The 25,213-nt window shown below is 56.3% G+C and carries 23 protein-coding genes; 10 read left to right on the plus strand and 13 right to left on the minus strand.

The features are described from left to right. Positions 1-86 precede the first annotated feature (86 nt). The 7 genes from C7H08_RS08625 to C7H08_RS08655 form a co-directional block, all read right to left on the minus strand. Positions 87-1,028 carry a porin gene (locus C7H08_RS08625; protein ID WP_106671320.1) on the minus strand — a complete coding sequence of 314 codons (942 nt, stop codon included), beginning with the start codon at positions 1,026-1,028 and terminating at the stop codon, positions 87-89. A 34-nt stretch (positions 1,029-1,062) separates the two neighbouring features. Beyond that, entirely contained in the window at positions 1,063-1,707 is a 645-nt protein-coding gene (locus C7H08_RS08630; RefSeq protein WP_227663161.1) for a YccT family protein, read from the minus strand. 227 nt (positions 1,708-1,934) lie between these two features. Beyond that, the gene (gene phnE, locus C7H08_RS08635) at positions 1,935-2,741 is read right to left on the minus strand and encodes a phosphonate ABC transporter, permease protein PhnE (protein ID WP_106671321.1); all 807 of its coding nucleotides are present in this window, start codon (positions 2,739-2,741) and stop codon (positions 1,935-1,937) included. Continuing rightward, positions 2,738-3,556: a phosphonate ABC transporter ATP-binding protein gene (gene phnC / locus C7H08_RS08640; protein ID WP_106671322.1), complete on the minus strand. Its 819-nt coding sequence runs from the start codon at positions 3,554-3,556 to the stop codon at positions 2,738-2,740. Before phnC ends, phnE begins: the two co-directional genes overlap by 4 nt. 81 nt (positions 3,557-3,637) lie before the next feature. Next, a complete protein-coding gene (gene phnD, locus C7H08_RS08645; protein WP_106671323.1) occupies positions 3,638-4,534 on the minus strand; it encodes a phosphate/phosphite/phosphonate ABC transporter substrate-binding protein in 897 nt (298 codons plus the stop codon). 188 nt (positions 4,535-4,722) lie between these two features. Beyond that, the gene (locus C7H08_RS08650; RefSeq protein WP_106671324.1) at positions 4,723-6,399 is read right to left on the minus strand and encodes a choice-of-anchor I family protein; all 1,677 of its coding nucleotides are present in this window, start codon (positions 6,397-6,399) and stop codon (positions 4,723-4,725) included. Between the two features lie 170 nt (positions 6,400-6,569). Next, positions 6,570-7,043, minus strand: a complete 474-nt coding sequence (locus C7H08_RS08655; protein ID WP_106671325.1) for a Dps family protein — start codon at positions 7,041-7,043, stop codon at positions 6,570-6,572. A 229-nt stretch (positions 7,044-7,272) separates the two neighbouring features. Here C7H08_RS08655 and C7H08_RS08660 point away from each other — a divergent pair, with 229 nt between their 5' ends. Beyond that, complete coding sequence (locus C7H08_RS08660) at positions 7,273-7,548, plus strand: DUF2061 domain-containing protein (RefSeq protein ID WP_188445188.1); 276 nt, start codon at positions 7,273-7,275, stop codon at positions 7,546-7,548. A gap of 37 nt (positions 7,549-7,585) precedes the next feature. On the opposite strand, the gene C7H08_RS08665 is transcribed toward C7H08_RS08660, so the two are convergent. After that, complete coding sequence (locus C7H08_RS08665; RefSeq protein WP_106671326.1) at positions 7,586-9,025, minus strand: dihydrolipoyl dehydrogenase; 1,440 nt, start codon at positions 9,023-9,025, stop codon at positions 7,586-7,588. A gap of 164 nt (positions 9,026-9,189) precedes the next feature. Between C7H08_RS08665 and C7H08_RS08670 the strand changes: the two genes are divergently transcribed. After that, the gene (locus tag C7H08_RS08670; RefSeq protein WP_106671327.1) at positions 9,190-9,864 is read left to right on the plus strand and encodes a LysE family translocator; all 675 of its coding nucleotides are present in this window, start codon (positions 9,190-9,192) and stop codon (positions 9,862-9,864) included. Here the strand turns inward: C7H08_RS08670 and C7H08_RS08675 are convergent. Then, complete coding sequence (locus C7H08_RS08675; RefSeq protein WP_106671328.1) at positions 9,809-10,861, minus strand: 3-deoxy-7-phosphoheptulonate synthase; 1,053 nt, start codon at positions 10,859-10,861, stop codon at positions 9,809-9,811. The two genes, C7H08_RS08670 and C7H08_RS08675, sit on opposite strands and share 56 nt — an antisense overlap. 368 nt (positions 10,862-11,229) lie before the next feature. On the opposite strand from C7H08_RS08675, the gene C7H08_RS08680 reads away from it, so the two are divergent. After that, positions 11,230-12,018 (plus strand): secretin N-terminal domain-containing protein, encoded by a 789-nt coding sequence (locus C7H08_RS08680; protein ID WP_106671329.1) that lies wholly within the window; start codon positions 11,230-11,232, stop codon positions 12,016-12,018. Here the strand turns inward: C7H08_RS08680 and C7H08_RS08685 are convergent, their stop codons facing one another. Beyond that, entirely contained in the window at positions 12,019-12,519 is a 501-nt protein-coding gene (locus tag C7H08_RS08685; RefSeq protein WP_106671330.1) for a DnaJ domain-containing protein, read from the minus strand. 325 nt (positions 12,520-12,844) lie between these two features. On the opposite strand from C7H08_RS08685, the gene C7H08_RS08690 reads away from it, so the two are divergent. Continuing rightward, entirely contained in the window at positions 12,845-13,942 is a 1,098-nt protein-coding gene (locus C7H08_RS08690) for an efflux RND transporter periplasmic adaptor subunit (RefSeq protein ID WP_106671331.1), read from the plus strand. Next, positions 13,942-17,037: an efflux RND transporter permease subunit gene (locus tag C7H08_RS08695; protein ID WP_106671332.1), complete on the plus strand. Its 3,096-nt coding sequence runs from the start codon at positions 13,942-13,944 to the stop codon at positions 17,035-17,037. The genes C7H08_RS08690 and C7H08_RS08695 overlap by 1 nt, the downstream gene beginning before the upstream one ends. A 51-nt stretch (positions 17,038-17,088) precedes the next feature. Here the strand turns inward: C7H08_RS08695 and C7H08_RS08700 are convergent, their stop codons facing one another. Both C7H08_RS08700 and C7H08_RS08705 read right to left on the minus strand, forming a co-directional pair. Continuing rightward, on the minus strand, positions 17,089-18,048 hold the full coding sequence (locus C7H08_RS08700; protein ID WP_106671333.1) for an AraC family transcriptional regulator: 960 nt from the start codon (positions 18,046-18,048) through the stop codon (positions 17,089-17,091). 148 nt (positions 18,049-18,196) lie between these two features. Beyond that, the gene (locus C7H08_RS08705; RefSeq protein ID WP_106671334.1) at positions 18,197-18,454 is read right to left on the minus strand and encodes an EAL domain-containing protein; all 258 of its coding nucleotides are present in this window, start codon (positions 18,452-18,454) and stop codon (positions 18,197-18,199) included. Between the two features lie 415 nt (positions 18,455-18,869). On the opposite strand from C7H08_RS08705, the gene C7H08_RS08710 reads away from it, so the two are divergent. From C7H08_RS08710 to C7H08_RS08730, 5 genes are all read left to right on the plus strand, one after another. Next, the gene (locus C7H08_RS08710; RefSeq protein WP_106671335.1) at positions 18,870-20,501 is read left to right on the plus strand and encodes a methyl-accepting chemotaxis protein; all 1,632 of its coding nucleotides are present in this window, start codon (positions 18,870-18,872) and stop codon (positions 20,499-20,501) included. Between the two features lie 68 nt (positions 20,502-20,569). Next, positions 20,570-20,881 carry a DUF3301 domain-containing protein gene (locus C7H08_RS08715; RefSeq protein WP_106671336.1) on the plus strand — a complete coding sequence of 104 codons (312 nt, stop codon included), beginning with the start codon at positions 20,570-20,572 and terminating at the stop codon, positions 20,879-20,881. 119 nt (positions 20,882-21,000) lie between these two features. Next, complete coding sequence (locus C7H08_RS08720; RefSeq protein WP_106671337.1) at positions 21,001-21,927, plus strand: esterase/lipase family protein; 927 nt, start codon at positions 21,001-21,003, stop codon at positions 21,925-21,927. A gap of 7 nt (positions 21,928-21,934) precedes the next feature. Continuing rightward, a complete protein-coding gene (locus C7H08_RS08725) occupies positions 21,935-23,026 on the plus strand; it encodes a lipase secretion chaperone (protein ID WP_106671338.1) in 1,092 nt (363 codons plus the stop codon). 72 nt (positions 23,027-23,098) lie between these two features. Continuing rightward, positions 23,099-24,451 carry a sensor histidine kinase gene (locus C7H08_RS08730; protein WP_165793949.1) on the plus strand — a complete coding sequence of 451 codons (1,353 nt, stop codon included), beginning with the start codon at positions 23,099-23,101 and terminating at the stop codon, positions 24,449-24,451. Here C7H08_RS08730 and C7H08_RS08735 read toward each other — a convergent pair. Continuing rightward, the gene (locus C7H08_RS08735; protein ID WP_106671340.1) at positions 24,420-25,079 is read right to left on the minus strand and encodes a response regulator transcription factor; all 660 of its coding nucleotides are present in this window, start codon (positions 25,077-25,079) and stop codon (positions 24,420-24,422) included. The two genes, C7H08_RS08730 and C7H08_RS08735, sit on opposite strands and share 32 nt — an antisense overlap. Between the last annotated feature and the right edge of the window lie 134 nt (positions 25,080-25,213).

Raw genomic sequence — 25,213 nt, forward strand, 5'->3', positions numbered from 1 at the left:
AAAAGAGGCCGGGCAATGCCCGGCCTCTTTAATTCCAGGTGAAGACCAACTTCAGGTAAAAGTGGTCGACGCCTTGGAAGTGCTGCTTAGAACTTCACACGCATACCGGCCAAGAAGCCCATGTCGCTGTTGTCTTCGTCTGTGTCAGCAATTTCTGCAAACACACTGACGTTCTTGGCAGTCGGGAACTTGTAAGTCACGTTGGCGTACCAGGCGGTTACGTCATCGCTGTTATCTTCTTCTTGGTTCTGCATGCCGATCGCTACGCCAGTGGTGCTGGTCACATCAAAGGTGGCGGCTACGTTGTACAGAGTTGTTTCCAGGTCAGTGTTTCCATTATCGGTGACACTGTAGTCTGCGGCCAGCCCGAAAATGCCGAAGTCATAAGCGGCGCTCAGACCATAGGTATCCAGGGAGTCAGCAGCAAGAAGCGGTGTGTGTTGCTGGTAAGCAGCGGCCAGAGTCAGGCCTGCAATCTTGGTAGACGCAAACAGGTCAAAGAATTCGCCGGTGATACCGTTTTTGTCTTCAGCTTCCAGTTCGTAAGAAGCGACCAGGTAAACGTTATCCAGCTCTACATCTACACGGAAAGTATCATCACCATCGGTATCGACGGCATCAAACTGATCTTCGTCCAGCGGTGCTTCATAAGCTTCTTCGACTCCGAACTCATCAGAAGCAAAGCTTTGCTTACCGAAAGAGAAAGAAGTTACGCCGTACTGGATACCCACGTAGGCTTCTTCAATGGGTTTGTTGACATCTTTGCCGTTGGCGTGATCTTTGAAATCAAAATCCAGACGACCGAAAGCTTTCATGTCGTTGCCCAGATCGTAGCTGACGTAATTTTTCAGCTCCAGATCATCGAAGTCCACATATTCGCTGGTATCGTCACCAATATTCTTGCGCAACTGAATCTGGAAATCACCGTTCAGCTTGTAAGTAAAACCGTCTTTCTCGTACACGGTAGCTGCATTGACAGAACCTACGGCGATGGTAGACACAGCAACAGCCAGAAGAAGCTTCTTCATTTGTTATAACTCCACTTTCAGTTTGGTTTGATGATTATCTTTCGCTGGAATCAATCCAGCTGTCCCACTCTTTTCGAGTCTTTTCGTCAGCTTTCAGATACCAGTAGCGCAGCATCCTGCTGACCATTTCCTGATCCGGATCAGCTTGCGAATCCAGCAGCAACCCTTCCTGGTTGCTTGTCAGCTCAGTGCCGACGGTTTCTGCGCGGGCAGTCACTGCTGCCACAGCGCCGGAACGGTTATAGGCTTCCAGCTCTCGCGGGTAATCGCGGACCAGCTGAAAACCTTCTTTCTCGAGGATGTCTGAGGTGAAATCCACCGGGCGACCCTTGCCATCAACCAGGGTCCAGTTGCCCTGACGGTTGAAGGCATCCATGTCCCGTCGAGAGCGAATCTCCGGAGCTGACAGGGTCAGCTCTGTACTTTCTTCGGTGAACACCAATACAAAAGCATTGCTGGCCTCAAGGATTGCTTCCCGGCCAATCTCTGCCGTGCACTCGACTACCAGCTGCTGGGTACCGTCATCCAGTTTCAGACTCTGTCCGGAGCTGGCGCGTTGCTCACTGCCGTTGACGGCCTGCACACTGACGCAGGCGCCGAGGTTCAACTCAGTCCCGGCGACGGCCGAGACCGGCACCAAAGCAGCAACCAGAAATGTAACTGTTGAAAATCTCTTCACGCTTTGAATCCAGTGAGTGGTAACCGGCGACTTCTGCGAACAGGCTAACCACCAAATGTTAAAATCAGGTTTCACCCATCCCTTCTAACGCCAATGCGTTAAAAAACGCCGGGGGTTGCCCGGCGCAGGTGTTAACTCAATTAAGACGACACTATGGAGGGGACTTGTGACAGGGCTATTACAGATTGTTATAAATACAGTTTTTGTGCATCGATGGCAGTCAGGCTTCAGATGACACGCTTACGAATCATCGATGAGAGTTGCTCGAATCCGATGACCACTAGGAGCACGACGATAATGATGGAAAAGGCTTTATCAAATTGAAATAGCCGCATTGCTGTGGAAAGCTCTACCCCAATACCACCCGCTCCCACCAATCCCAGAGTGACAGCCGAACGTATCGCCTTTTCTACACTGTAGAGGCTGGTGGCAGACATTGACGCCAGCGTCTCCGGCAATATCGCCCCCATGATTACGGAAACCCTGCCCGCGCCGCTGGCTGTTAAGGCATTGGCAGGGCCCGGGCGCACTTCCTCGATGCGTTCCGAGAAGAAGCGGGCAGCAAAGCCAATGGTATCCAGAATGATCGCCAAAATGCCGGCCAGAGGCCCCAATCCGACCGCGACAACAAAGATCAACGCCCAGATCAGATCCGGTATGGTTCTCATCGTCGCTATCATGAAGCGAGTGATGGTTCGAACGATGGGATGTGGCGCAGTGTTTCTGGATGCCAATAAGGCAAACGGAACGCTCAGAACAATCCCGACGGTGACGCCAACAATCGCCATATAAAGGGTTTCCAGCATGGCATTGGCAATGACGTCCATATTCGACCAGTCAGGCGGTATTGCCTGGCCTAAAAATGTTGACAGGTTGCGCGCACCTTTTACTAATCGCTCCAGTGATATCTCTGCCGAGCTGAAACCCTGAAAAAACAAAAACGCAAACACAACGATGACCAGCCAGGCGAACCATGACGGCGAGGTCAACCTTGGCGGCATATGGCTAGACTGAGGCTCTTGCTTGGTATTCATGCAATCTCCGCTGGACGGTTATTTGGAGCCGCGTACTCGTTCTCATGACTCGAAGCGCCATCTACTCGAGTATCTCCTTGGTACAGCTGTGCCAGCGATTCTTTATCAGCAGAGGAATTGCTGGAATCGAATACGATTTGGCCGGCTTTCATGCCAACAATGCGGTCGGCGTAATTCTGAGCAAGATCAAGCTGATGCAAGGTGCAGAACACCGTCATGTTATGCTCACGTACAACCTCCCAAAGCAGATCCATCACTTCAATCCCGGCCTTCGGGTCCAGGCTCGCAACAGGTTCATCGGCAAGAATGATTTTCGGGCTTTGCATCAACATTCTGGCGATCGCCACCCGCTGCTGTTGCCCACCTGACAAGTCTCGGCAGCGGCTACTGGCTTTATCCGCCATACGAACTCTGCTCAAACAGTGCATGGCTTTTTCGCGAGTATCTTTAGGCGCCAGGGAATTCCATACGGTTAGCAAACCACCCCGGCGTTGGCCCATCGCACCATAGAGCACATTCTGAAAGACAGTCAGATTTTCAACCAGATTAAACTGCTGAAAGACAACGCCTATATCCCGGCGGATACTTCGAAGCCGCAGCCCCTTGGCAGTTGTGACATCGTTCTGATCGATGACAATAGATCCGGATTGCGGCGTTTCCAGTCCATTAAGACATTTCATCAAGGTGGACTTGCCGCAGCCATTGGCGCCAAGCAAGACCACGCCTTCTCCACTCGCGATGGATAAATCAAGTGACCGCAAAACGTGCAAAGCGCCATAGTATTTATTGAGATTACGAATCGTGATCGAGCTCATGGGGTTATGCCTGCAAAATAACAAAAGCCCGGGATACAACAGCCTCCCGGGCTATAGATTGGCGTTTCTGAAGGCTTCCGATCAGTTCAGATCAATACCCGCATTCGCATAGGCTTCACGAATGACACTGTAATCGTCGGGCTGAATGTCGAATGCCATATAGGAATCCCGATTGAGGAACTTGCCTTCATTGCGCTCGGTGGCAATCAAAGCCTCCCAAAGTTGCTCACTGTGGGCTGCAAGCGTGTTACGTAAGCCGGTTTTGCATTCCTCGGGAAGATTGGCCCTCATAACAACGGGGTCGCCCGGCAAGCGGTCACTCTTGGCAATCACTCGATAGCTGCCACTGGGGTCTAACGCTTCAATTTTCTCGATATCCCGATTACCACCGCCCATAGCGGCTACGTCATCATTGACCAGCGCGGCAATCCGGGCATCACCAGCCATGACAATGTTCAGATCCCTGGACAGGTCCAGGCCAGCCTGGACGAGCATTTGGCTGGGGATGATGTGGCCGCTTGTGGAACCAACATCTTTCAAAGCGACGCGCTGTCCTTTCAAGTCTTTCAGGCTTTTGATATTGCTGTCATTTTTCACGAAAAAGCTGCTGCCATAATGAGGGCGTTCGATGGTAAACAGTATTTCGACAGGCTGACGCTGATTAAACAGTACGAACTCCGAGGGACCAGCAAACACCAGATCAACATCATCGAATTGGAGCGCACTGCCAGCAGCCGTGCGGTTGCTCAGGGAAAACAACGCCAAATCCAGGCCGGTTATTGCCTTGAATTCATCGCTGAACGGCCCGAATGCTTCACGCAACTGGCCCATTCCTTCTATTCCGGTATCTGCCATCCGGATCGGGCTGGGGCAGACTTCTGTCAATTTAGTTTCAGAGGCCACAACCGCACTGTTGAATGACAGGGCCAGTGCCATGGTAGCGGCGCCCAATGCTGGAATTTTCTGAATAAAACTCATAGCGAATTCTCCTCGGATGTCACGCAGTGACAGTGCTTCATAAGCGGATATGAAAGTTACCGTAACGAAGATTTATGACAAAAACGTTAAGGAATGGTGGCGGCTTTTTTTCGCTGACATCCTACCCAAAGCAGAAAACCCCGCCTTTCCGGGCGGGGTTCGTATCAGCAGTAGCAACGCCTTCGTCTTCAGTTTGCGGTCAGCTCGATCACATCGATCCCGTACAGCGTGGTGGTGCCACTGACTTCATTTCCCACGGCCAACATCGGCTCGCCGTTGGGGCTATCTTCAGCAGCAATAAAGGCCAGCCCTTCCGGCCCGAGATCTCCGGCCATACCGGCTTCTAGCTCATCCTGGGTGGCGGAGAAATTCCGATTGTTCAGATACTGAACAAACACCGCGTTCTGCGGATTGGTAACGTTATACACCATGATACCGCCCACCCGTTCGAGACCAATGAAGGCAAACGTCTGCCCGTTGATTTCACCGGTCACCACCCCTTCCGGCTCGGGCCCCTTGTCATCGGAGCGGTTGTCAAAAGAATTTTCGTCGTTATTGCCGTTGAAGTTGGCGGGGATCATGCGGGCTGTAATCCGCTCGAACTCGCTGCCACTGTCGAACAACAGCGCACCGTCCTCGGACCAAATGGAGAAAGACCTGGCACCGTAGGAATAGAGTTCGCTGTACTCGCAATCCACTTCCACGTTGGTGGCAGGATTCGAGGGGTCACAGCCATTGCTGACCCCCAAGGTGGAGGTGACTTTCAATCTGCCCAGGTTCTCATCGTTGCCAATGCCCTCCGGAAAAGCACCGGGGGCCAGTTTCAGGTCCTTGACCCGGAATTCTTCGCTAAAACCGCCGTAATCCCTGGCGTCGCCCTCATTGGCGGTAATGTAATAGGTTTTGCCATTAAAGCCGTAGCTGGTAATCGCGTCAGGTTGGTACATTCCTTTCACCGGCCAGTTGCGGATATTAATACGGCCGTCGTTGTCGATTTCGTTCAAGTCGCGGTTGCTGGCGTCGAGTTCATTGCCAAGGATGCTGTGATCCTTGAAGCCTAAGGGCAGAATGCGAGCAATCACGCCCGCTTCGATATCCAGTACCGCCACAGCGTTATTCTCCTGCAGCGCAACCCACGCTTTGGTGTTGTCTATGGACACCGCAATGTATTCGGGCTCAAAGTCTTGTGCCGCGCTGGCACCCGGCCCGAAGATTCGCACCCCAGCGGCCCGCAGCTCGTCCTCCTGACCGTTAAATGCTCTGAAATCCGCGGTGGTAACCGTCGCACCAGCTACCCCGGCAGACAAGTCAATAATGCTAACCGAGCCCTCGGGATCAACGGTGTAGTCGTCGCTGGGCTCGCCTTCGTTGGCCACAAGCACTTTCCGACCATCCCGGGTAAACGTCACCATGTCAGGCAATGCCCCAACTTCAACCTCACCCACTTTGCCCAGGTCACCGGTGTTGTAGAACACAACCTTGCCATTATCCTGCTTAACCTCTGCTTCAATGGCGACAGCGACCAGATTCCCGTACACCGCTACTCCGTTGGCTGTCGCACCTTCCTTTGTAGCGTCGATGGTCGCCATTTTTACAGGCTGCGTTGGATCCTGAATATCCAGCACGTCGACGCTAGCATCCTTGGCATTGATCACGAAAAGACGCTGATTAGCCGGATCGTGCGCGACGATTTCCGCAGCGCTCTGATCAAAAATGCCACTGGCGTAGGTTCCGAGCACGTTGAGTTCTATGGTGGTCTGACTGGTGCCGGCGACGCCATTGTCACCATCGTCCCCATCACAAGCAGTCAAGCCCAGTGTAGAAGCCAAGATGGCAGCGGTAACGAGAGATTTGCGAAGTTCCATGGTTGCCTCATGTTTCCCTGTAGGTATTTGTCCATTACACCTTAGGGAGGCGATATGACACCTCAGAGACATTTACGCGAAAGTTTCACGAAGCAAATAATGCAAACACGGTACGCACAAAAAAGCGGCCCGCAGGCCGCCTATCTTAAAACACAATTATTAGGCAGGTGTTACTGTCCCAGATAGCTCCGGTACATCCACACGGTTTTTTCCTGCTGCGCGATGTAGTCGCTCATCAAAGCCGCGGTACCTTCGTCATCGGCTTCGCCGGCCAGGCTCAGCAGGTCACGCTGCTTGGCAATCAGTTTGCCAAAGCTTTCCACGATGTTGCTCACTGCGTCCTTGCCGTCGGCAACGTCTTTACGCTCTGGCACGTCGGACGTCTCGATGTAAGTACTGTATGCGTGAGAAGGACGATGGCCCAGCGTCAAAACCCGCTCGGCGATCTCGTCGATCTTTAGTAGCAAGTCGTCATACAGCTCTTCGAATTTGGCGTGCAGCTCGAAAAAATTATCACCTTTGATGTTCCAGTGGTAACCGCGCACGTTCATGTAAAAGATCTGGTAGTTAGCCAACAATCCATTCAAAGAGTCGGCAAGATTTTGTGTCTTGTCTGTATCGAGACCTATGAAATTCTTACCCATATTGAACCTCCTGATTCGCGTTAGGGTTTTTGCTTTCGATAACACCACTCTAAAACCTTGAATGGCGTGACTGAAGTAATGATCTTTAATTCATGCAATAGCAAAAGATTATATGGGGAAATAAAACTCTATAGAGCTCAGCTATCATCAAGAATTGCACAATCTATTTGGAAATAATTCTCGTTTGCTCTTAAATGAAGATATACACCTGACCCATGCGGAGTTGATCATGAGCGCACTTAAAGACTTTGTTCACAATCACGGCGCAAAAGGTGACCAGTCATTGATGAAAACGATCACCTTTGCCATCACCCACTTTATCGTGGCGTTCTCAGTGGCCTACCTGCTGACCGGCGACATTCTGATTGGCAGTCTGATTGCCATGGTGGAACCTGCCATCAATACCGTTGCCTACTTTTTCCATGAAAAGATATGGGCACGGCACCAGCAAAATACAACCGCTGAAGCCGTGAGCCTACGGCAAAACACGGCACCGGGCTGCTGATTCAGATCAAGCCCGAAGCGCATGGTGGCGCGCCAGGTCAGACCCCTGGTCCGCAATCCATGCAGCCTTCAGCAGGCTGAGGGCCGATATTGAGGTTGCGGTTAAGATCCTTCAATGCTGTTCGCAAACCTTCCTCAATGACCGGGTGATAGAACGGCATTTCCAGCATTTTACTAACCGTCAGTCGCTGTTGTACTGACCACGCCAACAGATGAGCAATGTGCTCTGCCGCCGGACCGAACATTTCCGCGCCCATGAACAGGCCGCTGCCGTGCTCACCATAAACCCTCAGCAGGCCCCGGTCTTTGTTGATGACCTTGCTGCGACCCTGATCTTCGAAACTCACCTCACCAACAGCAAAACGACCCTGACATTTTGCATCAACCTGATCGATGGTCAGCCCCACCGAGGCGATCTGCGGCTCGCAAAATACCACCGCCAGCGGCGTTTTGCGCAGTCCGACCTTGACCTCGGGCCAGGCGGCCGCATTATCGCCGGCAATCCGGCCTTCATCAGCCGCCTCATGCAGCAGCGGCCGATGGTTGTTTACATCACCGGCGATAAAGATGTGGCTGTCGCCGCAACGCAGAGTATAGGCATCAAAGTCAGGCATACCCCGGTCATCCAGCTCGATACCGGCATTCTGGATGTCCAGGTTATCCACGTTGGGCCGTCGGCCAGTGGCCGCAAGCAGGTAATCGAAGGTTTCCTGATGTTCTTTGCCATTCTCCTGCCAGGTAACCTTAACGCCCTGCTCCGTGCGCTCCACTTTTTTGGTGTCGGCTTTCGGGCTCAGCGCAAACTCTTTCCCGAAAATCTTCAGGGCATAGTCCCTGATCTTTTCATCCCGCAGGCTGCCAATCCCACCACCGATGCCGAACAAGCGCACACGCACTCCCAGCCGGCTCAATGCCTGACCCAATTCCAACCCAATCACACCGGGACCAAACACCGCGACGGATCCTGGCAAGTCCTGCCAGTCAAACACGTCATCATTGACGATCAGGCGGTCTTTGGCTTCTTTCAACATGCCCGGAATATTGGCCCGCGATCCGGTAGCAATAATAATGCGCCCGGCTTGAACCTCGGTGTGGCCACCCACGTCTAACCGGTGACCGTCGACAAACCGGGCATGCCCCATCAGCCGGTGTGCTTCCGGCAAGGACTCCATGGAATGAACCACCGGCGCCACAAACCGGTCACGCTCGACACGAACGCGCTCCATCACCCGCCGGCCATCTACTCGCACCTCGCCGGCCAGCACGCCAAAGTGCTCAGCCGTTGCCACATCGTGAGCCCGCTCAGCGGCGGCTATCAGCAGTTTGCTGGGCATGCACCCGACTCTTGCGCAGGTCGTGCCATACTGCTCGCCCTCGATCAGCACCACTCGGTCGGTCACCTTGCGCACCCGCTGATAGGCGACCATGCCGGCCGTGCCAGCCCCGATAATGGCTACATCCACGTCACGCTTGTCCATCATGCCTCCCGGCGATCAAAAAACTCGAAAATTCGGTCAGTTAAACCACAAGTATAGAAACCTTACCGGTGCCTGACAGGTGAAACCGAGAAAAAATCCGCTTATGCTTGCGGGTTACGATTACGCCCCCTTGGCAAGCTGTTCACGTTTACCGGAGATTTCAGGTGCACAATAATTACTGGCTGGAATTCCTGACCGTTGCCCTGGTCCACCTGCTGGCCGTTGCCAGCCCCGGGCCGGACTTTGCGATCATGCTCAGACAGGCCCTGACACAATCACGTCGCAATGCACTGCTAAGCGCCAGCGGTATTGGCTTGGGCATTCTTCTGCACGTGGGTTATTCGCTGCTGGGCATTGGCCTGATCATCCAGCAGTCAATCATGCTGTTTACAACACTGAAAGTGATCGGGGCGCTGTACCTGCTGTGGATTGCCTGGCATTGCCTTCGGGCAAAACCGGGCAGCGTTCACGTAGACGCTAATAACGGCAAGATCCAGACCGGTTGGGGCGCCTTTCGGCTCGGGTTTCTGACCAACGCTCTTAACCCCAAAGCCACGCTGTTTTTCGTGTCGCTGTTTTCGGTGGTGATCAATCCCGGCACGCCAATACTGCTGCAAGCCGGCTATGGTCTCTATATGGCCGTTGCCACCGGGCTCTGGTTCGCCCTGGTAGCGGTATTCTTCACTCAACCCCGTGTCCGCCGGGGCTTTTACCGGTTCGGACACTGGCTGGACAGGCTGATGGGCGGAATCCTGGTGCTGTTGGCCGGGCAACTACTGCTGTCTACAGTGAGCGGATCAGAGCCTCTGTCTGATCCCACGCCAGGCACGGATCGGTGATCGAACAGCCGTAGATCAGATTGTCGCCGTCATCCTGACGACCGGGGGCCAGAAAGCTCTCCAACATCAACCCTTTGATGTGAGTGTTCCCTGCACGTTTTTGGGCGACAACCTCACGGGCAATGGCCAGCTGTCGCTCCGCCTGTTTGCAGGCATTATCATGGCTGCAATCGACCATCACGGCCGTCGACACGCCAGCTTTCTGCAGTTCCTTCACGGCCTTGGCAATACTCACGGCATCGTAATTGGTGACACCCCGGCCACCGCGCAGCACCAGATGAGTGTCCGGATTGCCGGCGGTGGTAATCATCACCGGAGCGCCAGCGTGGGAAATGCCCAGATGGTGGTGCGGATACGAAGCAGACTGCATGGCATGGGTGGCCACCGCAACGCCACCATCGGTCCCGTTCTTGAAACCGGTCGGCATCGGCAAACCGCTGACCATTTCCCGATGAATCTGGGATTCGGTGGTGCGGGCACCGATTGCTGTCCAGCTCACCAGGTCACCCAGGTAGTCCATCATGAACGGGCTCAGGGCTTCGGTTGCCAGTGGCAAGCCTAGTTCTGACAACTCTAACAACAGCTTGCGGGACCGCTCAAGACCCTGCTTCAGATCACCCTGGCCGGTGCGCTCCGGATCGTACAGCAGGCCTTTCCAGCCAACGGTAGTGCGCGGCTTTTCCAGGTAGGCCCGCATCACAATCAGGAACTGGTCACTGACGTCATCTGCCAGCGCCTTGAGCCTGGTGCCGTACTCCAGCGCCGCGTGTTCATCGTGCAAGGAACAGGGCCCCATCACAATCAGGATGCGCGGGTCCTGACCGTGGAGCACGCCCCGGATCTGGTCCCGGTAGCCGGCAATGGCCCGGGTCAGCACCTCACCAGCAGGGAACTGCTGGCGTAATTCGGCAGCCGTTGGCAACGTGGCTTCTTGTCGTTGCTGGCAGGCATGCGATGCGTTCGCATTCAGAGTCTCAGATTTCAGAGGCATGTTCATGTCAGTGTTCCTGTGTTCCCTGTGTCAGAATCAAAAAAAGCCCCGGCTGGGCTACCAGTCGGGGCTTTTTTTGAAGTCCGGTGGCAGCCTGGGTTGGTTGCCGGGCTGCCTTCCTCGCTATGTTCGGTCGATGAAGATCTTACGGGCGGCCCGGGCTGTGGCTAAAATAAAAGCCATAACCAAACCACCAAAAATACACCGCAGAAGCCGCCGCCTTCCGTTTTTCACCGAAAGCTTTCAGAACATTCAATTGACAGGCTGTGTGTATGGTCTTCATGCTTTTCACTATAACCCCGTGGTTTTCAGATTGGCAACCCGCAATCCGGATTATTTTGGCGGGTTCACTTTACACGGCTCCGGAGGCCCAGATGACGATACGCCCAGCGCACTCGTGGATGACTGTTCTGTTCACCCTGGTGTTAGCACTGTGTTCGACACTGGTTGCTGCTCAGACAGAATCCCGGGTCTACCCGCTCAGTAACCGCACTTCTGCCGATATCGCCAGCCAGATCAAGGCGCTGTATCAACAGGCCCAGGTGTCCGTGGTTGCTCGCGGCCAACAAATCGTGGTCCGTGGCCAGACCGAGTTACTGGACGAGATCGGCATGCTGATTGAGTCGATTGATGTGCCGCCAGTGCAGATGCGCATTAGTGTACGCTATCGCCAGGATATTGGCGGTAAACAGTCCGGCGGTGGCGTGACGGCATCCGGCCATCGCGCCGGGGCCAGTATCGAGCGCCGCACCACCAGCACCAACTCGAATACTGAGCGACAACTGGTGGTTCAGGACGGCCAGTCCGCGCACATCACCTCCGGCAACGTGCGCACCCTGCCCTTCGCGATTCAGGGTGGTCGTAACCCGGCGGTAATTCTGGAGCGAGTGGAAACCCGCAGCGGCTTTGTGGTGACCCCGCAGGCAATATCCGATCAGGCGGTGGAGCTCAGCATTGTTTCCTTCGAAGCCGACCGGGCCGCAGTGCCCGGTTACGAAACCGAGGCTCTGATGACCGTTCGCCGGGTCGAACCCGGGCAATGGGTGTCGCTAGGCGGCACCAGCACGTCCAGCAGCCACCGGCAGGATGGCATTACCTATCGGGTCACCGGTAACCGCTCTGAAAATCAGTCGGTCGATGTAAAAGTGGACATTCTGCCCTGATCAGGCACGGCCTTTACCAAGCAGCAGTTCTCTGGCCTCGTTGAGTTTGGCGGCCAGGTAATCGTTCCCACCCCGGTCCGGGTGGACTTTCAGCATCAGCCGGCGATGGGCCGCGGTGATCTCCTCTCGACTGCAGCCAGGCTTCACTCCCAGAATGTCGCAGGCTTCCTGCCTGGTCATCCCGGTACGGGCGACGGCGTTCTCGCCCGCCTGCGACTGATCACCAGCGTCGGGGCCGCTGGAATCTCCCATGGCCCGGCGGATCATGGGAGCAAACTTCAGCAACGCCGGCAGTTTTCGCAGCAGCGGAATCAGCGCAGCCACCGCCGCAGTCAGCACATGCACCCGGCCGGTCAACACCATGAACAGCAGCAGCGCGCCACCGATCACCAGTGCCATCTTACAGACCGCCGCTTTTTGACGCTCCGGCGACAGCGCACCCCATTTTTTCAGGATGACGAACACGGCGGCCGCCAGGGCCAGGCCAAGAATCAGCTGCACTCCAACTCCTCATCGTTTTGATTCGTAAACTGAGAATAACAGGCCTGTGCTTTTTCTGAATAAGCATCTGCCCCCACAGCCAACTAAAGAAATCTGTACTGGCTGCAGCAGCGTAATCTTAACGCAGTAGTTATACTGTGTATTGGCGGCAATATAGTGACAAATCGCTGCTCCTTTTGTAGCATCCTATTCGTTATTGCTGAACGCGCATTCTACCGACGAATGTCACTACGGTCGCCACTCTCTGATTCGCAAGGACAGCTATCAGTCTGCCCGTCAAGGCGACCATATCAGTATCAGGAAACCAAGCCCCAGGAACTCATCTATGCGCACTGCGTCCCGTTTTATCCTCGTCCTCATTTTTCTGGGTGTCGTTCTCGGCGGCATCTTTGGTTACAAGTTCTACGAATTTGGCCAGATGCAGGAGCAATTCTCCCAGCCCCAGCCCCCGGCTATTATTTCGGTTACCGACGCCACCACTGAAAGCTGGCAGCCCAGTATCAAGGCGGTCGGCAGTGTTGAGGCTATCAACGGTATTGAAGTGGCAAACGAAGTGCCGGGGGTCATTGAAAGTATCAATTTTGAATCCGGCGATGCGGTGCAGAGCGGTGACATATTGATCCGTCTGGACGCCGCCATCGACGAAGCCGCCTTGCGCACCCGGCGCGCGGAAGCACAACTGGCCGAGCAGGAATTCAAACGGGTGTCCGACCTGCTGCCAAGGCGTGCGGTGTCGCAATCCCAGTACGACGAGTCCAAGGCCAATTTTGATGCCGCCCAGGCCCGCGTAAACGAAGCCGAAGCCCAACTCAACAAGAAGGTGATCCGCGCGCCGTTTGACGGCAACCTGGGCATCCGCATGGTGGACCAGGGCGAGTATATTGCCACCGGCACATCCATTGTAGAGATCAACATGCTGCATCCGATCTACGTGGACTACACCCTGTCTGAAAAGTACCTGCCCAATGTTGAACGTGGCTTTCCGGTGGCCGTCACCGTCGCCGCCGTTCCGGATCAGCAGTTCGAAGGGAAAGTCAGCGCCATCAACACCTCGGTCAACCCGGAAACCCGGACCGTTCGCATGCGAGCCACACTGGACAACGAAGATGGCAAACTTCGCCCGGGTATGTTTGCCACAATTCTGACCGGCCAACCCACAAATAATGAAGTGGTTACCCTGCCCAGAACCGCTATTTCCTATAACACTTACGGCAATTTTGTGTTTGTGGTGGAGGAAAACGACAAAGGTGAGCTGGTCGTCAGCCGGCGCAGCGTGACGACGGGCGAGGTTCGCAATGGACGAACAGCGGTATTGTCTGGCCTCGAGTCCGGTGAAACGGTAGTTGCCAAGGGTCTGCTGCGACTGCGTGCCGGCCAGCGGGTAGAGATTCAGGACAAGTCTGAGCAGGAGGCGTCTGAGTAATGCGCTTCACTGACATTTTTGTCCATCGGCCAGTATTAGCCACAGTGGTTAGCCTGCTGATCCTGCTGATCGGTGTCCGGGCGGCCATGGAAATGGAAGTCCGCCAGTACCCCAAGCTGGAAAGCACCACGGTTACGGTGACCACCGCCTACCCCGGTGCCAGCTCAGACCTGATCAAGGGCTTTATCACCACGCCCTTGCAGCAGGCGATTGCCGAGGCCAGTGGCATCGACTATCTAACCTCGACCAGTTCTCAGGGCGTGTCCACGATTCAGGCCAAAATGGTACTGAATTACGACGCCAACGCCGCACTGGCGGAAATCCAGGCCAAGGTCGCCAGCCAGCGCAACGTGCTGCCAGGCGACGCACAGGATCCCGTGATCGCCTCTACCACGGGTGATGACAACGCACTCATGTACATCGCGTTTTACAGCACCGACCTGGAGGTACCCCAGATCACCGATTACCTGACCCGCGTCGTGCAACCGAAACTGCAGGCGCTGGCCGGCGTTGGCAAAGCCCAGTTGCTGGGCCGGACCTTCGCCCTGAGAGTTTGGCTGGACCCGGAAAGGCTGGCAGCAGTGGATATGACCCCGGTCGAAGTGGCAGACAAACTGCGCGCCAACAACTACCAGGCAGCGGTCGGTAAAACCCGGGACCGCTACACCGAAATCAGCCTGACCAGTGACACCGACATTGCCGATCCTGACGCCTTCCGGAACCTGGTGGTCAAACAAGCCAATGGCACGCTGATTCGCCTGCAGGACATCGCCGAAGTGGAACTGGGCTCCCAGACCTATGATCAGCTTGCTTTGTATAAGGGCCAGCCTGCCACCTATGTAGCCATTGAACTGGCCCCGGGCGCCAACCCGTTGACCGTAGCCGGACTGGTCAAGGATCAGCTGCCCGAAATCGAAAGCCAGTTACCCAGCGGGCTGGATGTGCGCCTGGCCTACGATGCTTCTGACTTTATCGAAGATTCCATCAACGAAGTCATTGTCACCCTGCTGGAAGCCATGGTCATTGTTCTGGTGGTGGTATTTCTGTGCCTGGGCTCCGTCCGTGCCGCCATTGTTCCCTCGGTGGCGGTACCGCTGTCGCTGATTGGTGGCGCCTTCGTGATGCTGATCTTCGGATTTTCCGTCAACCTGCTGACGTTGCTGGCGATGGTGCTCGCCATCGGGCTGGTAGTGGACGACGCTATCATCATGGTGGAAAACGTGCATCGGCACATCGAGCAAGGGGAGTCCCGCTTTGAGGCGGCCTTGCACGGTGCCCGCGAAATGGCCACGCCAATCATCGCGATGACCACCACCTTGGTGGCGGTCTATGCCCCCATCGGTTTTATGGGTGGACTGGTCGGCTCCCTGTTCACCGAGTTTGCCTTCACCCTGGCAGGCACCGTGGTTATTTCAGGGGTTGTTGCGCTGACCTTGTCACCCATGCTTTCAAGCAAGGTGCTCAAACCTCACGGCAATCCCGGCCGGTTTGAAGTGCTGGTGGAGAAAACTTTCAACGGTTTGGCCGGAACTTACAAGCGCGCACTCACTTCGCTGATGCAAACCAAATCGGTGGTGGTGTTTTTCGCGCTGGTGGTGCTGGGCTCGATCTACTTCATGGTGATGATGAGCCAGAACGAGCTGGCGCCGACCGAAGACCAGGGCATCCTGTTTTATCAGGGTCTGGGCCCGGAAACATCAACCCTGGACTATCTGTTTGACCACGGCCAGGAAGTACAGCAACGCATGTCAGAAGTGCCTGGTTACAACGAGGACTTCATGATTCTGGGCATTACCAGCCCGAATGCGGTGTTTGGCGGCTTCAAACTGGCACCCTGGAGCGAGCGCGAAATCAGTCAGTTTGAGGTACAACCCCAGCTGGATGCAGAACTCAAGAAAGTCACCGGCCTGCAAACGGCGGTGTTCCCGCTGCCCGCTCTGCCCGGCTCCGGTGGCGGCCTGCCTTTCCAGTTTGTAGTAACCACCGGTGACAGTTACGAGCAGCTGGATCAAGTGGCCGACGAACTGCTTGGCAAGGCTATGCAGAGCGGTAACTTCATGTTCCTGCAAAAATCCATCAACTTCGACAAGCCAGTTACCCGCATCAATGTCGACCGGGACCGGGTGGCAGATCTCGGCCTGTCCATGCGCGACGTGGGCCAGTCCCTGGCCAGCATGCTCAGCGGCGGTTATATCAATCGTTTCAACATGGAAGGCCGTTCCTACCAGGTCATTCCCCAGGTTGGCGATGAGTTCCGCACCAGTCGGGATGCGCTGGACGATTACTACATTCGCTCGGGTGGCGGTGAGTTGGTACCACTCTCAACCATGGTGAGTTTCAGCGAAGAGGTGGAGCCGTCCAACCGGACCCAGTTCAACCAGTTGAACTCACTGACCCTGGAGGGTGTGATCATGCCCGGGGTGGCGGCGGGCACTGCCATGGACTTCATGGAGCAGACAGCCGGCGAGGTATTCCCGCAAGGCTTCAACTTCGATTATACCGGCGAGTCCCGTCAGCTAGCCACGCAAGGCAGCGCCCTGATGGTGACTTTCTTCCTGTCGCTGCTGGTAATCTATCTGGTGCTGGCGGCGCAGTTCGAGAGCTGGCGTGATCCGTTCATCATTCTGGTGTCGGTACCCATGTCGGTAGCCGGTGCTATGGCCTTCATCGTGCTCGGCTTCGCCTCCATGAACATCTACACCCAGGTGGGGCTGATCACTCTGATTGGCGTGGTCTCCAAGAACGGCATCCTGATTGTGGAATTCGCCAACCAACTGCAGAAAGACAAGGGTCTGGGCAAGGTCGAGGCGGTGATCGAGGCGTCGGCCATCCGGCTGCGTCCGATCATCATGACCTCGCTGGCGCTGATCTTTGCCATGGTGCCATTGCTGATTGCGGTCGGCCCTGGCGCAGAGAGCCGCTTTGCCATCGGTCTGACCATCAGTGCCGGCCTTGGCATCGGCACCCTGTTTACCGTGTTTGTCCTGCCCGCGTTCTATATCCTGCTGGGCCGTGATCATCACGGCTCTGCCCAGGCCGGGTACGATGAAGGAGAGCCAGACGACAAGGGAATTGCGAAAGCCGATAGTCACTGACCACCGGCAAAACAAAGCCCGCTGCGAGATATCGTAGCGGGCTTTTTCATTTCAGGAGATGACCACCCTGGGCAGCTCCACCGCCGAGCGCTCCTGTAACCGGCGCCGCCATTGCACGGTCTCGCTCGGCAACTCCCCGAAGTGCTCACGATACATGGCCGCAAAACGCCCCAGGTGAGAAAAGCCCTCATCGGCCGCATACCAGGAGATGTGGGGCACGTCGCACTGGCAGTCCACCAGGCGCCGGCGCACCCGGATCAGACGGCAACGTTGATAAAAACGGTAGGGCGTCATTCCGATTTCCCGCTTCATCAGGTAATACAGGTTGCGCTCACTGGCACCGGAGTGCTGGGCCAGCTCCTGCAGATCGAAGTCCCACTCTGGCTCTCCTCGTATTTTTTCGATAACCCGAGCCAGCCGACGATCAAGTTCCGGCAGTTCGTCCGAGAGCTCCCAGTTGCCTGCACCCCATGGTTGCGCGAGCTGAGCAAAAAACTCGGTGGCTGCACGGCTGGCATCCTTGTGATCCTGAGAATAATCCGACCGTAACAGAAACCGGTAAACGTGCCCGGCCAGAGCCAAATTCAGCGGTTCCTGAGGCAATACCGGCGGGGAAAACATCACCGGATAAACCAACGCCAGGCGAGTGCCTTCGCGGGCCCGGAGCGTGAAGCTCTGGTTTGCCGGAATCATCACCGATGGACAGATGGAAAACCGGATGCCGCTCGACAATACCACATCGCCCTGACCGTGAATCCGGGCGACCAGCAGCGCCTGGGGCAGACGGCAGTGGCTAAGTTCCATGTCCTGGGCCAGGTCGTGCACAGAAACCGTGCCGGCATCCACCTCCAGCACCGACAAAGAGCCAACCACTGCTTTGGGCTTACTCAGCCGGCATTCGATATCATCGCAGCCCACCATCTCTCTGATAGCGGTCAGCCACTCTCCCAGAGAAGCACTGCTCAGGCGGAGATAGGCTTGCAGATCTGGTTTGGCACTGAGAGTTCGCATACAGCTCGCAAAGGCAATGGGTGAACCAGCCCTTTTAAGCCACAGGTGACGGGAGCCCTAGCCAAATCTTGCAAAATGCTCAAAAACTGGCCACTGAACCAGTCTCAATTGACGGTCATCAATTATGCGACAGATATCCGCACCGGGTTCATGCCAGAACCAGTTGAGCCAGGGGCACCGGGCGGGCCATCAGGTAGCCCTGACCACGGTGACAGCTCAGCTCCTGCAGCCTGGCTCTTTGCGCTTCGGTTTCGATGCCCTCCGCGACCACGTCCAGGTCGAGCGCCTCGGCAATCGTCAGAATGGCTGGGACAATTCGAGAATCCCGGCCATTCGGGCCCAGCCGCTGGACAAACTGACGATCTATCTTCAACACTTGGACCGGCAAGGTGTGCAGGTACGCCATGGCGCCGGTTCCAGATCAGCCCTTCCCAACGCCCGTGTTCGTTCAGGCTCTGCCACATGACCTGGTAGAACCCCCGGGAATGCAAGCCCGAACTGAGCACCGATGAAGCCCGACCCAAGACTTCCTCAGACGGATATCCGATCACCGCCTGGAACATCCGGTCCGTTCACCATTCGCATTGTCCGCTTTCCTTTCTTCCATGCCGAGCCTGCAATCACAAAACGTTTACCAATTCAGCATAAGCAGAATATGTCGCAAACCTACCCATATCTTGCAAAAAACGATCACCTTTGACCAGCGCCGGAGAAAAACGTGACTGGGGTTTCGAAGTTTGCAATATGCGGATACCCCGCCAGCGTCTACAGGTCGATAGTAAGAGCCGTATTCAAAAAAGAAAGATCCACAGGAGCGATCCATGCGCAGAAATGAACCGGTTACCGGCAAAGAGCGCGAATTTCCCGCTAATTACCACCTGATCACGACTACGGATCTGACCGGCAGAATTACTGCCGCCAATGACGAATTTGCCGAAATTGCCGGCTTCAGTATTGAAGAGCTGGTCGGCCAGCATCACAACCTGATCCGCCACCCGGACATGCCTCCGGGCGCTTTCGGCAACCTCTGGCACACCATCCAGGCCGGCGATTCCTGGCGAGGCATCGTCAAGAATCGCTGCAAGAATGGCGACCATTACTGGGTGGATGCTTACGTTACGCCCATTCTGAAAAATGGCGAAATGGTGGAATTTCAGTCCGTGCGCTCCCGGCCTACCAAGGCTCAGGTCAAACGGGCTGAGAAGGCCTACGCGGCCTGGAACCAGGGACAGATTCCCCGGCGCTTCCAGGCTATCAGCCCGCCTCTGATCTCTAAACTTGCCTGCCTTTACGCCCTGCTCGCCGGCGGCTTGATCATGCTCGGTCTGTCGGCACTCAGCCTGCCTCAGATGATGACGCTGCAGGCACTGGTGCTGTCGGTGTTCGCGGTGCTGTTCTGGCTGACCTTACCGATGGTGCGCACGGCCCGGATAGCCTGCGGCGACACCCACCCGATCATGCCCTGGATCTTCACCGGCCGGCGCGATGAAGGCGGCTGGATCGAATACGACCAACAGAAACGCGATGCTACCCTGCGTGCGGTTTCCGCCAGAATGCATGCCAATATCGGCAAGCTCCATGGCCGCAAACAGAAGACCATGGACTGGGTGTCCAGCTCAGTCGACAGCATTCGCAGTCAGCAAACTGATATCGAGAGCATAACACTCGCCTTTGAGGAGCTGGCCGAGAGCGTGCGCCGAGTCAATGACATGACCAACCGCACCCAGCAAGCCAGCCAGGACGCCCGGCAATCAGCCCAGCAATGCCAGAACCAGATGGTGGGTGTGAATCAGGCGCTGTCACGCTTGCGCAACCAGTTGGCCGGTGCCAATCAGGAAATGGACAAACTCACCGAGCGCAGCGACACCATCAGCGTGGTGCTTGAGGTGATCTCGGACATTGCCGAACAAACCAATCTGCTGGCGCTCAATGCCGCCATTGAAGCCGCACGGGCCGGAGAATCCGGGCGTGGCTTTGCGGTGGTGGCGGATGAGGTGCGGGGCCTGGCTCAGCGTACCCGGGAGTCCACCCAGCGCATTGACAACATGATCCAGGGCCTGCAAACCGAAACCCGAGCAGTAGTCAGCGTTATCATTGAGGGCACCAACACCTGCGAACAGACCGCCACTATGGCCGATGAAGCCAGCCAGGCCCTGCAGACCACACTGAATGACATGGACATCATTGACGACTGCGCCCGCGAAGTCGCCGGAGCCTCAGAGCAACAAGCCGCACTGACCCTTCAGGTCGAACGGCAGGCGGAGAGCCTGCTGCAGCTGGGCAATCTATCGGTGCAGAGCAGTGAAAGTGCCCATCAGGAATCCGAGCAACTGGGCAACCATGTGGATCAGGCGCAGCTGCTGACCAGTCACTTTCTGCAGATGCTGTGTGGTCGGATACTGACCACCGGGGCCGCTCCGCGCAAACGGCAATTTCCCGAACCGGCACAATAAGGTAGTCTGGCGATCCAGCGGTTGAATTAACCAACTTCATCAACGCAATCATCAGGATCGTCAGCACCTTGACCCTCGGAACCCTTTTCTGGCTTTTTGTCGCCGGCTTTGCTGTCTGGTACTGGTGGCGAGCCAAAGACATCAAGGATTTTGTCTTGCAGGCAACCCAGCGCTACTGCAAGACCATGGACGTGCTGCTACTCGATGACGCCGTGTATCTGCGCGGGCTCTGGTTCAAGCGCGATCAGCACGGCAATCTCAGAGTATGGCGCCGCTTTCTGTTTGACTTCACCACCACCGGTGAAGAACGCTACACCGGCCGGATTATCATGCTTGGCCGTAACATCCTGCAAATGGAACTCGAACCCCATCGGTTCTGACGCCCGCCAGCTTTAATTCGCCCCGACCTCACCCAAATGGGTGATTACCACCGCATAGCCTGCCCCGCAATACTCCTTGTTGCATTACGACAACCCAACAAAAACAACAGGAGTCATTTATGCATTATGCCAAGCCTTTCCGGCTGATGGCCGCGTGCCTCATGCTGATCTTCTCAATGGTGAGCCACGCCAACTACACCAAGACCCAACACCCGATTGTGCTGGTGCATGGCGTCACCGGTTTCAACACCCTTGGTGGTCTGGTCAATTACTTCCACACCATTCCCTGGAATCTGGAACGCAGCGGCGCCCGGGTCTACAGTGCCAGCGTGTCGTTTGTGAACAGTAGCGAACAGCGTGGCCAGCAACTGGCCAACTACGTGAACGGCCTGGGCCACGCCAAGGTAAACCTGATGGCTCACAGCCAAGGTGCGCCCACATCCCGAGTGACCGCCGCACTGATTCCCCACCGCATTGCCTCCGTTACCTCGATTAACGGTGTCAACAAAGGCTCGAAAGTCGCCGATGTAATCCGGGGGGTGCTGCCGCCGGGCAGCCATGTTGAAGGGGGCGTGAATGCCATTGCCAACGCCGCAGGTGGCCTGATCAACGCCCTCTCGGGTGCGAGCAATCCCCAGGATGGCCTGGCCGCCCTGCAAACTCTGACCACCCCCGGCACCACCAACCTTAACAATGCCCTTGGCTGGAAAGGCGTCAACCGCAACGCCTGTGCCGGTACCGATGAAAATGTCTGGATTAATGGTAACAGGATTAAGTTCTTCTCCTGGACCGGTCGCGGCGTATGGACCAATGTCTTCGACATTACCGATCCGTTTCTGGGCATTACAGCACTGGCCTTCGGCCGTGAGCCGAGCGATGGCCTGGTTGGTGTCTGCGCCACCATGATGGGCAACGTTATCGGAACTCACTACGATATGAACCACGTCGATGCCATCAATCACCTGCTGGGTGCCCGTTCACTGTGGACCAACCCGGTCAGCCTCTATCGCAGTCACGCCAACCGTCTGAAAAACCGCGGATTGTGAGGCAAGTATGACCAGAAGACCCATCACGACACGTCGGTGGCTGGTTCCCGGAGCAGTGCTGGCCCTCATGGCCGGCAGTGCTCTTTGGTGGGGGCAGGACTTGCCATCGCAACTACCCGAACACGCTTCCACTCCGGCGACTAGCTCAACCTCAGCACCGGAAAAGGTTGCCAACACGGCGGCAATAGCGCCCTTCGAGCAGTCAAACCGGTTGCCTGCTGAACACCGAACCCCGCCAACGCTGGGCACCGATCCCTTTGCGCCCTCACTGCAGGGCACGGACATCGACGGTGCTTTGCAAGCTGATGCCAGCGGTCACTTGATCCTGGGTCTGGAAGTGCGGGACTTCTTTGACTATTTCCTGAACACCGTCGGCGAAGTGTCACCCGAAACCGCGATTGGCCAGATTCAGCAAATGGCACTGCAACATTTGCCTGAGACCGCCGCCCGTGAGGCGATGGCGCTGCTGGATCAGTATCTCGCTTACAAGCAGTCATCGCTAACCGTCATGCAAACGGAACTGGATCCAAGCCGGCAGCATGATCCAGACTATCAACTGACCGCGCTGGGAAATGCCTTGGCGCAACTAAAAGGCCTCAGGCAAGACACGTTTGAATCTGAAGCCCGAAAGGCCTTCTTCGGTCTGGAAGAAGCCTACAGTGAGTACACGCTGGCAACTCTTGCCATTCAGCAACGCCCCGATCTGACCAACGAAGGCAAACAGGCCTTGCTCGATTGGCACAGAAGCCAGCTGCCGGAATCATTAAGAACTACCGAGCAGCGCCTGCACGACAGCACCCTCGTGCACCAGCAGCGAGTTATGGCGGTGAAATCTGCACCTTCACCAGAAGCGGCAGGTCAGAGACTGTCAGACCTAGGGCTGGACCGCGAGAGTGTCGAGGGCGTGGTGGGCTATCTGCAACAACGCCAGGCTTTCGACCAGCGCTTCCAGAATTTTGACCAGACGTTGCAAGACGGCACAACCGCCGGGCTGGTGGATGCCGAGCGGCAACAGCACCGTGAACAGCTGTTGCAGCAGCACTTTCCCGACGAACAGGAGCAGACTTGGGCACGCCTGAAGCTGCTGGACCAAAGCTGACCGTAAAGCGCTTATGGCTCCCGAGCGCCCCGGCGCATTACAATCGGGTGACGATGACTGTTGGAACCCGCGATGAAGGCCGACCAGATCACACACCAGCAAGCCAGTGGTTTCGTATCACTGCGCTTTGCCGCGCCACTGGAAGGCCACTACCAACTTTACCGTTCCGCCATGATCCGACAACGGGCACGGGTGGCGTCCGTAGCCGGGCTGCTGATTTTCCTGATCTACGCCGGCGTCGACCTGCTGACCTTGCCACCGGAACTGGCCCGGGTTACCGCCAGCATCCGGCTGACCATCACCTGCCCGCTTATTGCCATCACGCTCTGGCTTGCCCACCGGACCCAACCTTCAGATCAGACCTTCGAAAAGCTATACACCCTGGCTTATTTCGGCGGCGGGCTCAGTGTCATCGCCATTATCCTGGCGGCCCGGCACCAGGCATACCCCCTGCCCTACGAGGGCATGATCCTGATGCTGATGTTTGGCTACTTCGCCATGGGCCTGCCCTGCCGTGCCGCGTCGCTGTCGTCCTGCCTGTTAGTGGGCGCTTATCTGTTCGCGGAATGGTGGGCGAACACACCGATGACGATCACCCTGAGCAATGGCTTTTTTCTGATGACCGCCAACGTGATCGGCATGATCGGCGCCTGGATCAGTGAATACCGCCATCGGGCCCACTTTCTGGATCGGCAACTTCTGGATCTGATGCACCAGGCCGCAGAGGATGAGAGCCGGCGCAAAACCCAGCTGATCACCGCCGCCAGTCATGATTTGCGCCAGCCTTTGAACGCTATCGATATGACTCTGGAAACGCTCGATCCAGGCCACGGCAGTGACCACCAGCAAGCCATGGTGGTACAGCTCAAAGACACGGTGTTTCAGCTGCGACGATTGCTTGAAACCGTTTTTGACAGCGCCCGGCTTAATGAGGGCATGATCCGAGCCGAGATCCAACCGGTAAATCTTCAGAGCATCCTGCAAGAAATCCATGACCTGATGGCCGCCACACTTGCCAACCGCGGCATTGAGCTGAACCTTCCCGCACAACCGGTCACCCAGACGGTTCTGGCTGACCCCAGCCTGCTGCTGCGGGTACTGCAGAACCTGATTATCAATGCCGCCGACCACAGTGGTTGCGATACCATCCGGATGAACATTCAGGCCCAGGGCACGCATCTGCGATTACTGATTGAAGACAATGGCCGGGGCCTGCCAGAACAACTCAAAGACCGGCTGTTCCAGCCGTATGTTCGGGGTGATGGCCAGAGTCACTACCCCGGGCTGGGGCTTGGTCTGGCCATCGTTCAGGAGTTCACCAGCCTGATGCAAGGCCGGTGTGGTGTGGATTCAGCGCCACAACAAGGCTCCGTGTTCTGGACCGAACTGCCGGCTACAACCAGCCCAGACGTCGGGCCTTATTAACGCATTCGGTCCGGTTGTGTACCGCCAGGTGCGTAAAGATTGCTTTCAGGTGAGTTTTGACGGTGTGCTCGGTCAGATCCAGACTCTGGCTAATGCGCTTGTTGGGAAAGCCCTGAGCCAGCAGTGACAGCACATCCAGTTGACGCGGGGTTAACGGCACATCGGCATCGAGCGGGGTCACACCACCAGGGAAATAGCCCTGACCCTGGCCGACGGCCCGCATCATCCGGACCAGCGCCGCCCGGCTGGCCGACTTGGCCAGAAAGCCTCTGGCACCGGCAGCACGGGCCGCACGAACGGTGCATTCGTCATCGCTGCTGGAAATGATTACCACGGGAGGCACTCCGTCATGGCCTGACAGCCGGGCGAACAGTGATAATCCCGCCTCACCGTCCAGAGTCAGGTCCAGAAGCACCAGATCAAAGCCCCGGCGATGAACAAGACTGTCGGTGGCAGCCTCGACCGATGGCACTATGACTACCTTATTCGCCAGGCTCTCTTGCTGAATAATTACCGCCAATCCTTGTGCAAACAGGGCGTGATCGTCCACCAGCAACACCTGTTCAAAAAGCCATCCGGTTGATGGCATAACAGACGGTGCACCACTCCCAAGCGTTGTTGCGATCATTATCTGGCTCCCGCGTTGTTTATTTTTGTGTCTGCGGATACGCCACTATAAGCTAACCGGACCCGTCGCTCAGAGGTCTGCTTAACACTTTATTACAAATATATCAGCGTCCAGGCCTGCCAACGCCCCGATTG

The organism is Marinobacter halophilus, assembly GCF_003007685.1.
Lineage (GTDB): Bacteria > Pseudomonadota > Gammaproteobacteria > Pseudomonadales > Oleiphilaceae > Marinobacter > Marinobacter halophilus.